Consider the following 12,229-nt stretch of genomic DNA (forward strand, 5'->3'; position numbering starts at 1 on the left):
GCATGGCGTGGGAAAGTCAGCGTTGAACGGCCGGTGATACGACGCGGCATGGCGCGGTGCCTGTTTCCGCGGCATAAGCTGCGCGGTCCCAGGGGCAGAGAGATCCCGGATCGAGTCCGGGATGACGCCGGACAGGCGGCCGACAGCTCAGCGCAGGATCTCGAACCCGTCCTGCTGCGGTGCCTCGGCCGGTTCCGGCTCCACCCGCGCGACATTCGCCGCCAGCGGGCCCTTTCCCATCGCGCGCAGCATGTCCGCCACGGCCTCCTCCGGCCCCGACAGAACGGCGCGGACCGAGCCATCCTCCTCGTTGCGGACCCAGCCACGCAGGCCACGTGCCCGGGCCTCTTTCTGCGTCCAGCCGCGATAGTTCACGCCCTGCACCTTGCCGGTGACCAGAACGCCGGTCAGTGTCGTCTCGTTATGCATGGTCGCCTCCTGTTCCGTGTTGTGACATAGGGCGTTTCACCCTGATGTCCCGCGCGATCAAGCCACCTTGACCACCTCCCAAATCCACTACATACCCTGCGCATGACACCGCTTTCGCATATCCGCAATTTCTCCATCGTGGCGCATATCGACCACGGGAAATCGACGCTGGCCGACCGGCTGATCCAGGCCACCGACACGGTGCCGGACCGCGACATGAAGGAACAGCTTCTCGACGCGATGGATATCGAGCGCGAGCGCGGCATCACCATCAAGGCCAACACCGTGCGCATCGAGTATACCGCACTCGATGGCGAGGATTACGTGCTGAACCTGATCGACACGCCCGGCCATGTCGATTTCGCCTACGAGGTCTCGCGTTCGATGCGGGCGGTCGAGGGCTCGCTGCTGGTGGTGGACTCCACCCAAGGGGTCGAGGCGCAGACCCTGGCCAACGTCTATCAGGCGATCGACGCCGACCACGAGATCGTGCCGGTCTTCAACAAGATCGACCTGCCTGCCAGCGATATCGACCGCGTCGCCGAACAGGTCGAGGACGTGATCGGCATCGACGCCTCGGGTGCGATCCCGGTATCGGCCAAGACGGGCGAGGGTATCCGCGAGGTGCTGGAGGCGATCGTCAACCTGCTGCCCCCGCCCAAGGGAAACCGCGACGCGCCGCTCAAGGCGATGCTGGTCGACAGCAAATATGACCAGTATCTGGGCGTGATCTGTATTGTCCGCATCATCGACGGGGTCCTGAAGAAAGGTGACCGCATCCGCATGATGAAGACCGGCGGCACCTATGACGTGGACGATATCGGCGTCTACCGCCCGTCGATGAAACCGGTCAAGGAGCTGGGACCGGGCGAGATCGGCTATCTCAACGCCTCGATCAAGCAGGTCCGCGACACCCGCGTGGGCGACACGATCACGCTGGAAAAGAACCAGACACCCGAGCCCTTGCCCGGCTTCAACCCGTCGCAGCCGGTGGTCTTCTGCGGGCTTTTCCCCGTGGACTCGGCGGAGTTCGAGGATCTGCGCGACGCCATTGAGAAACTCGCGCTCAACGACGCGTCCTTCAGCTACGAAATGGAAAGCTCCACCGCGCTGGGCTTCGGCTTTCGCTGCGGGTTCCTCGGCCTGCTGCATCTCGAGGTGGTCCGCGACCGGATCGAGCGGGAATACGATATCGAGCTGATCACCACCGCGCCCTCGGTGATCTACCACGTCTACATGAAGGACGGCACGCAGATCGACCTGCACAACCCCGCCGACATGCCCGACCCCTCGACCGTGGCCCATGTCGAGGAGCCGCGGATCAAGGCCACCATCCTGGTGCCGGACGAATTCCTGGGCGACGTGCTGAAGCTCTGCCAGGACCGGCGCGGCATCCAGATGGACCTGACCTATGCAGGCAGCCGCGCGATGGCGGTCTATGACCTGCCGCTGAACGAGGTGGTGTTCGACTTCTACGACCGGCTGAAATCGGTGACGCGGGGCTATGCCTCCTTCGACTATCAGCTGGAAGGCTACCGCGAGGACAACCTGGTGAAGATGTCGGTGCTGGTGAATGACGAGCCGGTGGACGCGCTCAGCATGATGGTCCACCGCGACCGGGCCGAGATGCGCGGCCGGGCGATGTGCGAAAAGCTGAAGGACCTGATCCCGCGCCACATGTTCAAGATCCCGATCCAGGCCGCCATCGGCGGCAAGGTCATCGCCCGCGAGACGCTCTCGGCCCTGCGCAAGGACGTGACGGCGAAGTGCTATGGCGGCGACGCCAGCCGGAAGCGCAAGCTTTTGGACAAGCAAAAGGCGGGGAAAAAGAAGATGCGCCAGTTCGGGAAGGTGGATATCCCGCAGGAGGCATTCATTTCGGCGCTCAAGATGGATAATTGAGCCGTAGGGTGGGTGAAAACCCACGCGGCGCGACGTTCCAAAACACGTGGGTTTTCACCCACCCTACGCGGCGGCGCGGATATCTCGATGTATCGTCGAATAGGGCCAATCCTCGGGGCGGTCGACCAATCCGTGTTTCACCGGGTTGAAATGGCAATAATTCACATGCGCGACAAAGTCCGCATCATCGCGTATCGCATGTTCCCAGAAACGCCGCTGCCAGATACCTCTTTCGCCTTTCCGCCGCCTGCTCTGGTTGGCGAAACCGGTCGCCGAACAATGACGTAAAAACAAACCTTTGACCTTTTTCCACCTTGTTGAAAAATCATCGTCGCCTGGGGGCAGCGTCCAGACCGCATGAATGTGATCCGGCAGAACGACCATGGCATCGCAATGCAGGGGATGTTGCGCGGTGACGGAGGCATAGACCGACCGCAAAAGACCTATCTCGTCGGTCAGGGTCGTCGCCGATCTGTCGGCGAGTGTGACGGTGAAGAAGTACGTCCCACCGGGAACATAGAGGCGTCGATACCTGGGCATGCGCCCACCGTTCCGCGCCGAGGTTAAGAAACCGTGTAGGGTGGGTGAAAACCCACCCGGCATAACGGTTCGGCACGCGTGGGTTTTCACCCACCCTACGGCGGCACGAATCGGACGCAGGGCGTTACCGCCCGGCCTATTCCCTAGGCTCCGCCCGTTCGCGCTTCAAACCGTCGCCCGGACGGTTTGAAGAGCCGCGTCCGGACCGTCCCTCACCCACGCGGCGCGTTGGCCATTGCGGAACGGACTTCCTTCGCCAGGGCGATCGGATTATTCACGAGACGCGGGTCGCGGCAGATGTAGTTCGCGACGCTGGCCGCTTCCTGCTCGCTGTAGCCCGCGCTGACCAGCGAATCGACGAAGTTCGGGTTCGCCTTGTCCCAGATCACTTCGTTCCATGGTCCGCGATAGCAGCTGACGAGGATGTAGGTATCGGCCTTGGCAGTGTCGGCCATAACGAGAAATGCCGCCGTGGCGGCGCACAAAGATGTTTTAAACATGGGTCCCCACCCTGGTGATATGTCCGGACAGCATATCACGTGAGTCGCGCATTTCTGAGTCAATTTTCCAAAAAAGGTAAATTTGCAACTGCAGAAACCGCCTAAGCGCACCTGCTCCCGTCACGATTGCAGTTAGCCCGGAGCAAAGCAGCCAAAACATTAAGGTTTCGAGACTTATCCACAGGAATTCCCGGCGCAATATCAACAGGTTATCCCCAAGAAATTTCGATGCCGCGATAGTTTTTTCTTGCCCGAACATGGTTTCGGGTGTGTCATTTGAATGACTGCAACGGGTCGCTGACCCAGCGCAGCGTCGCAAAGGCCCCTCGGGGCCGGCGCGGGTGGAAACGGGGGCCTTTGGGCCTTAACGACCGCTCAAGCCGGCTCAGGCCGATGCCGGAAACGTTCACGTCCTTCGGGGCAGAACGAACCGCGTATCGCCGGGTCGATGCAGGCGGGCAGGGGCGTGCCCCTTGTCCGTGGCCAGGAGGTCTTCGGATCTTGAGGCGGCCACGCCCGGCGACGGGTGTGGAACGGTGTCGCTGCCTTCCGGCGGCGGGATCGCCAAGGGCCTCTGTGAGGCCTGCGGCAAAGCTGGGCCGGATGCCCCCTGGGGTGGTCGGTTCGGCAAAGGCGTCAGGGTGCGGGGTGACCCCCGCGATGCAAGGACCGCGTCTGAGCACCTGGCGCCTTTTCATCATCCGATGCGCCGAATGGCAGTAGGTCGGAATGCGAACGGGGTCCGTGGCCAATGGCCGCCGGACCCCGTTGTCAGTGATGCTACCGCGTCTAACACCTGTGCTTCTGCGATATAGCGCTGTTTGCCGCCGGTCAACCATATCTGGCGGCGCGGCGATCAAATTTCACCATATCTTCGCAAATCGGCCACAGGCTCCGTGAGCGTCGCGGGTCGAGGCGAAGCAGCCCTGCCATCCCCGCTGCGCCGGGTGACGCGGCACCGACGCGATACCACCCGGATACCGACGCTATACCGACGCGGTATTTTCCAGCCAGCCGCGCACGGCGGATTCGAACTCCCGCGGCCGCTCGGCATGCAGCCAGTGACCCGCGTCCTTGATCTTGATGAAGGTGGCGTCGGGGAACAGCTCCTTGATGCGGGCTCGGTACTCCCGCGCGACATAGTCGGAGTTCGCGCCGGAGAGGAACAGCGTCTTGCCGTCGAAGCGGCTGTCCATTTCGGGAAAGCTGAGGATTTTCGGCATCTCGGCCTCGAGCGCATCGAGGTTGAGACGCCATTTTTTCTCTTTTACATCAAGCGATTGCGTGAAAAACGGGATCAGCGCCGGGTCATCCACGACGCCTTTCAACTGTGCTTCGGCGTCCGACCGCTTGGTGACCTGCGACAGGTCCACGCCGCGCATCGCGGCGATATACTGAGCCTGGCTGTGGCCATAGCTGACCGGCGCGATGTCGGCCACGATCAGCCGGTGCACAAGGTCGGGCCGGGTCAGCGCCAGCACCATCGCCGCCTTGCCGCCCATCGAATGGCCCAGCACGTCGATCGGCCCGTCTGCTTCGGCCTCGATCACCTCGACGAGATCGGCGGCCATGTCATGATAGGAATGCGTGGAAAACCAAGGACTTGTGCCGTGGTTGCGCATGTCGACGGCCATGACCGGGCCACGGTGGGACAGCCGCTTGGCGATGACGCCCCAATTTCGCCCAGAGCCATAAAGCCCGTGGGCGATGAGAAGCGGCGGTGCATTGCCGTCCGAGGTGTGGTGAATGACGTTCAGCATGGCTCAAGCCAATACACGCCATTGCTCCCGCATTCAATTGCGCCTAATGTGCGCTGCCGAGGGGTGGCTTAAGTGATTGATCGCAAACAATTTGGTACACGGCGCGAGGCGCTTGAAAAGCAGCTTTACGAAAAGCTGGGGCTTCGGGGCAAGACCCTTGGCACGCGGTTGCGCCGCGCCGGGCGGATATTGCCCAAGCGCCTCCGGGAAGACGGCCGGTACCTTGTGGACGCGGAGCGGAAACTGTCGCATCCGCGGTTGGCCACCCAGGTCGATGAGGCGCGTGTAGAAAAGGCGTTCGAGGCTTTGGAGACGCATCTGAATACCATCGATGCGGCTGATCGGCGGCGCAGCCGGCTGATCCATTGGCTGGCCGGGCTGGTGTTCAACCTGCTGATCCTGGGCGCGCTGGTGCTGTTCGCGTTGCGCTGGCAGGGGATCATATAAAAACCCGCGCGAGCAAGGGCTTACGCGGGTTCCAGGTGCGTTCAGACCGAAATCAGAGGTTCGGGTACAGCGGGAAGCGGGCGCAGAGATCCGCGACCTCGGCCTTGACCTTGGCCTCGGCGTCGCTGTTGCCTTCCTCGCCATTGGCGGCAAGCCCATCGACGACTTCGACGATCCAGTCGGCGATCTGCCGGAACTCGGTTTCGCCGAAACCGCGCGTCGTGCCGGCGGGCGAGCCAAGGCGGATACCACTGGTGACGGTGGGTTTTTCCGGATCGAACGGAACGCCGTTCTTGTTGCAGGTGATGTGCGCACGGCCCAGCGATTTCTCGGTCGCGTTGCCCTTGACGCCCTTGGGCCGCAGGTCCACGAGCAGGACATGGGTGTCGGTGCCGTGGGTCACGGTGTCGAGCCCGCCCTTGATCAGTTGGTCGCTCATCGCCTGCGCGTTGGTGATGACCTGCTGGATGTAGGACTTGAACTCGGGCCGAAGCGCCTCGCCGAAGGCGACGGCCTTGGCGGCGATCACGTGCATCAGGGGACCGCCCTGGATGCCGGGAAAGATGGCGGAGTTGAACTTCTTCGCCAGCGCCTCATCATTGGTGAGGATCATGCCGCCGCGCGGGCCGCGCAGGGTTTTGTGCGTGGTCGTCGTGGCCACGTGCGCGTGCGGGAAGGGCGAGGGGTGCAGACCCGCCGCGACGAGGCCAGCGAAGTGGGCCATGTCCACGTGCAGGTAGGCCCCGACCATGTCGGCAATCTCGCGCATCCGGGCAAAGTCGATCTGGCGCGGCACGGCCGAACCACCGGCGATCAGCAGCTTGGGCTGGTGTTCTTTGGCCAGGGCCTCGACCTGGTCGTAGTCGATCAGGTTGTCTTCCTTGCGCACGCCGTATTGCACCGCATTGAACCACTTGCCCGACTGGTTGGGCGCAGCGCCGTGGGTCAGGTGGCCGCCTGCATCGAGGCTCATGCCGAGGATGGTGTCGCCGGGTTGCAGCAGGGCGGTGAACACACCCTGATTGGCCTGGCTGCCCGAGTTGGGCTGAACGTTGGCAAAGCCGCAGTCGAAGAGCTTGCACGCGCGCTCGACCGCCAGGTCCTCGGCAATATCAACGAACTGACACCCGCCATAGTAGCGTCGGCCGGCATAGCCTTCAGCGTACTTGTTGGTCATCACGCTGCCTTGCGCTTCCATCACGGCGGCGGAGACGATATTTTCCGATGCGATCAATTCGATTTCGTCGCGTTGGCGACCCAATTCCTTTTGGATGGCTTCAGCGATATCGGGGTCGCGAGACGCCAGCGATTCCGTGAAAAAGCCTTCTGAAACAAAATCTTGATTTCCGTCGTGCGCCATTGGTGATGTCCTCCACATTGCGAGCCAGGCGATTTCGTATCGGAAACACCGTCTCTTTGGAAGGCGGTAATACGACACATGCGGCCCGCGGACCGGCATCGCTGGTACGAGGGCGCGATTTATGCTTCGATCAACATCCAGAACAAATCAAGGTAGCCAAAATGGGCAATCCGCAGAAAATCGCCTTTGTCGCCAGCAATATGCCCATAGCGCAGACGGCCCGTGCAGCCCTCGCGGCGCGGTTCGATCATGCCGAGCCGGAGAAGGCGGACCTGATCGTCGCGTTGGGCGGCGACGGGTTCATGCTGGAGACACTGCATGCGGTTCAGAAGCTGGGAAAGCCGGTTTACGGGATGAATCGCGGCACAGTCGGCTTCCTGATGAACGAATACAGCGAATCGGACCTGCTGGAGCGGCTGGAGGAAGCCGAGGAAGAGGTTATTAACCCGCTGTTCATGTCGGCCACCGACAAGGACGGGCGCACGCACGAAGCTTTGGCGATCAACGAGGTGTCCTTGCTCCGGGCGGGGCCCCAAGCCGCCAAGCTGCGGATTACGGTGGACGGACGGTTGCGGCTGGAAGAGCTGAGCTGCGATGGCTGCCTTCTGGCGACACCCGCCGGATCGACGGCTTATAACTACAGCGCACACGGACCGATCCTGCCGATCGGGTCGGACGTTCTGGCGCTGACGGCGGTGGCGGCCTTCCGACCAAGGCGCTGGCGCGGGGCGCTGTTGCCGAAGAACGCGCATGTGCGGTTCGACGTGGTGGACCCCGGCAAGCGGCCGGTGATGGCGGATGCGGACAGCAGTTCGATCCGCGATGTCCTGTCGGTCGAGGTGCGGTCCGATCCCACCATTCAGCACCGAATTTTGTTCGATCCGGGCCACGGGCTGGAGGAACGGCTGTTGCGGGAGCAGTTCAGCTAAACCCTACTTCGCCAGTCCGATGGTTTGCAGCGCATCGCGGATCTCGTCCAGAATGGCCGGATCGTCGATCGTGGCAGGCATCTTGAAATCCTGGCTGTCGGCAATCTTGACCATGGTGGCGCGCAGGATCTTGCCCGAGCGGGTCTTGGGCAGGCGGTCCACCACGACGGCCAGCTTGAAGGCGGCGACCGGGCCGATCTGGTCGCGCACCAGCTTGACGCATTCGGCGGTGATCTCCTCGTGCGGACGGTCGACGCCCTTCGTCAGGCAGACGAAGCCGACGGGCAGTTGCCCCTTGAGTTCGTCACTGACGCCGATTACTGCGCATTCGGCCACGTCGGGGTGGCTGGCCAGCACTTCTTCCATCCCGCCGGTAGACAGGCGGTGACCCGCGACGTTGATCACGTCATCGGTGCGCGCCATGATCCAGACATAGCCGTCTTCGTCGATCATGCCGGCGTCGCCGGTCTCGTAATAGCCGGGGAAATGGTCGAGATAGCTTTTGCGGAAACGGTCCTCGGCATTCCAGAGCGTGGGCAGGGTGCCGCGGGGGGAGGGGCAACTTGATCGCGATGGCGCCCAGCGTGCCGGGCGCGACCGGGTGGCCCGCATCGTCGAGGATCTGGATGTCGTAGCCGGGCATCGCCACGGTAGGCGAGCCGATCTTGACCGGCAGTGCCTCGATCCCCGCGGGCATGCCGGCGATGGTCCAGCCGGTTTCGGTCTGCCACCAGTGGTCATAGACCGGCTTGCCGGTCATCTTTTGTGTCCACTCGATGGTGTCGGGGTCGGCACGTTCGCCCGCGAGGTAGATAGCGTTCAGATTCGAGAGGTCGTATTTCTTCAGGTACTCGCCATGCGGATCCTCGCGTTTCACGGCGCGGAAGGCGGTGGGCGCGGTGAAGAAGGACTTCACCTTGTGATCTTCAATGACGCGCCAGAAGGTGCCGGCATCGGGGGTGCCGACAGGCTTGCCCTCGAACACGATGGTGGTGTTGCCGTGGATCAGCGGCGCATAGCAGATATAGCTGTGTCCCACGACCCAGCCGACGTCGGACGCGGCCCAGAACACGTCGCCGGGATCGACGTTGTAGATGTTCTTCATGCTCCAGTTCAGCGCCACGAGATGGCCGCCCGTGGCGCGGACGACGCCCTTGGGCGCACCGGTGGTGCCGGAGGTGTAAAGGATATAGGCAGGGTGGTTGCCCTCGACCGGGACGCAGTCGGCAGGCTCGGTGCCTTTCTGGAAATCGTGCCAGTCAACGTCGCGGCCCTCTGTCAGAGGGGCTGTTTCCTGCTCGCGCTGGAAAATCACGCAGAAGTCGGGCTTGTGCGTGGCCTGGTCCACGGCGCCGTCGAGCAGGGGCTTGTAGTGGACGACACGGCCCGGCTCCAGCCCGCAGGAGGCGGCGATGATGCATTTGGGCTTCGCATCGTCGATCCGCACGGCCAGTTCGTGCGCCGCGAAACCGCCGAAGACGACCGAGTGGATCGCGCCGATCCGGGCGCAGGCCAGCATGGCCTCCAGCGCCTCGGGAACCATGGGCATGTAGATGATGACGCGGTCGCCCTTTTCGACGCCCTTGGCCCGCAGAGCGCCGGCGAGGCTGGCGACGCGGTCTTTCAGGTCGGCATAGGTGATCTTGGTTACGCTGTCGGTGATGGGGCTGTCATGGATGATCGCCACCTGGTCGCCGCGTCCGCTCGCGACGTGGCGATCAACGGCGTTGAAACAGCTGTTCACCTTGCCGTCGCTATACCATTCATAGAAGGGGGGCTTGTCATCAAACAGCGCCTTGGAAGGTTTCTCCTCCCAGTCGATCGCCTCGGCGGCCTGCATCCAGAAGCCTTCCGGATCGGCTTTCCAACCTTCGTAAATGTCTTTGTATGCCATTGTATCCCCTCCACGGTCCTCGCGCATCGTTTACGCCAGGGCAACGCGCCGAGACAAGACTGTCCCGGCGGCCCGTGTCACAATATCGCAAGCCGCCCTGCGAAGGGAATATGCTGGCGCGTCAGCCGTAATGTGCCACCGGCGTGCCCGCGATGGCCGCCATATTGAGGAGCCCGCGCGCGGTGATCGACGGGGTCACGATATGCGCCCGGTTGCCCATGCCCATCAGGATCGGCCCGACCTCCAGCCCGCCGGCCTTCATCTTGAGGATGTTGCGCACGCCTGAGGCGGTGTCGCCGTTGGAGAAGAGCAGCACGTTGGCGGCGCCTTCCATACGGTTGTCGGGCAGCAAGCGCTGCCGCAAATCGGGGTCGAGTGCGGCGTCGAGGTTCATCTCGCCCTCGTAGCAGAAATTGCGCGGCGCGCGGTCAAGGATTTCGAGCGCTTCGCGCAGGCGCTTGCCGGAATCGCTGCCCTGGTTGCCGAACTGCGACTGCGAGCAGAAGGCGACACTGGGTTCCAACCCGAACCGCTTGACGTGGCGCGCTGCGCCGATGGCCGTTTCGGCCAGTTCCTCGGGCGTGGGGCGAACGCGTACGTGGGTGTCGGCGATGAACAGCGGGCCGTCCTCGAGGATCATCATCGAGAGCGCGCCGTGCGGGTGATGATCGGCGTCGCCCAGCACTTGCGTGACGTAGTTCAGATGCCAGCGATACTCGCCGAACGTGCCGCAGATGAGCGAGTCGGCCTCCTCGCGGTAGACCATTATGGCGCCGATGGCGGTGGTGTTGGTGCGCATGATTGCCTTGGCGAGGTCGGGGGTGACACCGCGCCGTTTCATGATGTCATGATACGTGGCCCAGTAGTCGCGGTAGCGGTGGTCGCGTTCCGGGTTCACGATGCTAAAATCCTTGTCGGGGCGGATCTCCAGCCCGATCCGTTCGCAGCGCGCGGCGATCACGTCGGGGCGGCCAATCAGGATCGGGAGCTCGGTCGTTTCCTCAAGGATCGCCTGCGCGGCGCGCAGCACGCGCTCGTCCTCGCCCTCGGCAAAGACGATCCGGCGGGCAGCGGTGGCCGCGGCCTCGAAGACCGGGCGCATCAGCATTGCCGACTTGAAGACCGAGGCCTGGAGGTTGGCGGAATAGGCGTTCAGATCCTCGATCGGACGCGCGGCCACGCCCGAGTCCATTGCGGCCTTGGCGACGGCGGTGGGTACGACGCTGGAAAGCCGCGGATCGAAGGGTTTGGGGATCAGGTAATCGGGTCCGAAATTCATCGGTTCGCCCTGATAGGCGGCGGCAGCCTCTGCTGAAGTGGTAGCGCGGGCCAGTTCGGCAATGGCCTCGACGCAGGCGATCTGCATGGCGTCGTTGATGTCGGTCGCACCCACGTCCAGCGCCCCGCGGAAGATGAACGGAAAGCAGAGCACGTTGTTGACCTGGTTCGGAAAATCGCTGCGGCCCGTTGCGATGATCGCATTGGGCGCGATCTTGCGCACCTCGTCGGGCATGATTTCGGGCACGGGGTTGGCCAACGCCAGGATGATGGGGCGGTCGGACATGCGGGAAACATGCTCGGGCGTCACAATGCCCGCACCGGAAAGGCCGAGAAACAGATCGGCCCCTTCGACTACATCGTCGAGCGTGCGCAGGTCGGTCTTTTGCGCGAAGGCGGCTTTTTGCGGGTTCATGTCCTCGGTGCGGCCCTCGTAGACGAGGCCGTGGATGTCGCAGAGCCAGACATTTTCGCGCTTCACGCCCAGTTTCAGCAGCAGGTTGAGGCAGGCGATGCCGGCAGCGCCGCCACCTGTGGAGACGATCTTGATGTCCTCGAAGGATTTGCCGGCGACGTGCAGCGCGTTGGTGGCCGCCGCCCCAACGACGATGGCGGTGCCGTGCTGGTCGTCGTGAAAGACCGGAATGTTCATGCGTTCGCGGCAGATCTTTTCGACGATGAAACAGTCGGGCGCCTTGATGTCCTCGAGGTTGATGGCGCCGAAGGACGGCTCCAGCGCGCAGACGATCTCGGCCAGGCGCTCGGGGTCCTGCTCGTCCAGTTCGAGGTCGAAACAGTCGATATTGGCGAACTTCTTGAACAGGACCGCCTTGCCCTCCATCACCGGTTTGGCGGCCAGCGCGCCGATATTGCCAAGGCCGAGGACGGCAGTGCCGTTGGTGACCACGGCAACCTGGTTGGCGCGACCGGTATAGCGGCTGGCGTCGTTCGGGTTCGCCTTGATTTCGAGGCAGGCCTCGGCAACGCCGGGCGAATAGGCTCGGGCCAGGTCGCGGCCGTTGGCCAGCGGTTTCGTCGCACGAATCTCGAGTTTGCCGGGCTTTGGAAATTCGTGGTAGGTCAGCGCTGCCTGGCGCAGGGTTTCGTTCGAATTATCGGCCATAAGGTCCCTCTGAGGAAATAGTTTAAGGCTAAACTATATTGTATCCGCCGGATGTTCCAGCCCTGTT

At 63.0% G+C, this 12,229-nt stretch carries 9 protein-coding genes and 1 pseudogene; 3 read left to right on the top strand and 7 right to left on the bottom strand.

What is annotated here, in order from left to right:
* Nucleotides 1–147 precede the first annotated feature (147 nt).
* Nucleotides 148–429 carry an acylphosphatase gene (locus tag ACSQ76_RS05095; protein WP_437155700.1) on the bottom strand — a complete coding sequence of 94 codons (282 nt, stop codon included), beginning with the start codon at nt 427–429 and terminating at the stop codon, nt 148–150.
* A 102-nt stretch (nt 430–531) separates the two neighbouring features.
* On the opposite strand from ACSQ76_RS05095, the gene lepA reads away from it, so the two are divergent.
* Nucleotides 532–2,331 carry a translation elongation factor 4 gene (gene lepA, locus ACSQ76_RS05100; RefSeq protein ID WP_306128113.1) on the top strand — a complete coding sequence of 600 codons (1,800 nt, stop codon included), beginning with the start codon at nt 532–534 and terminating at the stop codon, nt 2,329–2,331.
* Nucleotides 2,332–2,394: 63 nt separating this feature from the next.
* Here lepA and ACSQ76_RS05105 read toward each other — a convergent pair whose 3' ends face one another.
* From ACSQ76_RS05105 to ACSQ76_RS05115, 3 genes are all read right to left on the bottom strand, one after another.
* Nucleotides 2,395–2,961 (bottom strand): REP-associated tyrosine transposase, encoded by a 567-nt coding sequence (locus ACSQ76_RS05105; protein WP_437155701.1) that lies wholly within the window; start codon nt 2,959–2,961, stop codon nt 2,395–2,397.
* 122 nt (nt 2,962–3,083) lie between these two features.
* The gene (locus ACSQ76_RS05110; protein WP_437155702.1) at nt 3,084–3,371 is read right to left on the bottom strand and encodes a hypothetical protein; all 288 of its coding nucleotides are present in this window, start codon (nt 3,369–3,371) and stop codon (nt 3,084–3,086) included.
* A gap of 986 nt (nt 3,372–4,357) precedes the next feature.
* Nucleotides 4,358–5,131, bottom strand: coding sequence for an alpha/beta fold hydrolase (locus ACSQ76_RS05115; protein ID WP_437155703.1), 774 nt, complete (start codon nt 5,129–5,131; stop codon nt 4,358–4,360).
* Nucleotides 5,132–5,203: 72 nt separating this feature from the next.
* Between ACSQ76_RS05115 and ACSQ76_RS05120 the strand changes: the two genes are divergently transcribed.
* Nucleotides 5,204–5,578: a hypothetical protein gene (locus ACSQ76_RS05120; protein ID WP_437155704.1), complete on the top strand. Its 375-nt coding sequence runs from the start codon at nt 5,204–5,206 to the stop codon at nt 5,576–5,578.
* A 52-nt stretch (nt 5,579–5,630) separates the two neighbouring features.
* Here the strand turns inward: ACSQ76_RS05120 and glyA are convergent, their stop codons facing one another.
* Nucleotides 5,631–6,938: a serine hydroxymethyltransferase gene (gene glyA / locus ACSQ76_RS05125; protein WP_437155705.1), complete on the bottom strand. Its 1,308-nt coding sequence runs from the start codon at nt 6,936–6,938 to the stop codon at nt 5,631–5,633.
* Between the two features lie 161 nt (nt 6,939–7,099).
* Between glyA and ACSQ76_RS05130 the strand changes: the two genes are divergently transcribed.
* Nucleotides 7,100–7,867 carry an NAD kinase gene (locus ACSQ76_RS05130; RefSeq protein WP_437155706.1) on the top strand — a complete coding sequence of 256 codons (768 nt, stop codon included), beginning with the start codon at nt 7,100–7,102 and terminating at the stop codon, nt 7,865–7,867.
* Nucleotides 7,868–7,870: 3 nt separating this feature from the next.
* Here ACSQ76_RS05130 and ACSQ76_RS05135 read toward each other — a convergent pair.
* Together ACSQ76_RS05135 and ACSQ76_RS05140 are read right to left on the bottom strand one after the other, a co-directional pair.
* Nucleotides 7,871–9,761, bottom strand: a pseudogene (locus tag ACSQ76_RS05135) (propionyl-CoA synthetase).
* A gap of 121 nt (nt 9,762–9,882) precedes the next feature.
* The gene (locus ACSQ76_RS05140) at nt 9,883–12,162 is read right to left on the bottom strand and encodes an NADP-dependent malic enzyme (protein ID WP_371931291.1); all 2,280 of its coding nucleotides are present in this window, start codon (nt 12,160–12,162) and stop codon (nt 9,883–9,885) included.
* Between the last annotated feature and the right edge of the window lie 67 nt (nt 12,163–12,229).

Source organism: Roseovarius sp. B08, assembly GCF_051417955.1.
Lineage (GTDB): Bacteria > Pseudomonadota > Alphaproteobacteria > Rhodobacterales > Rhodobacteraceae > Roseovarius.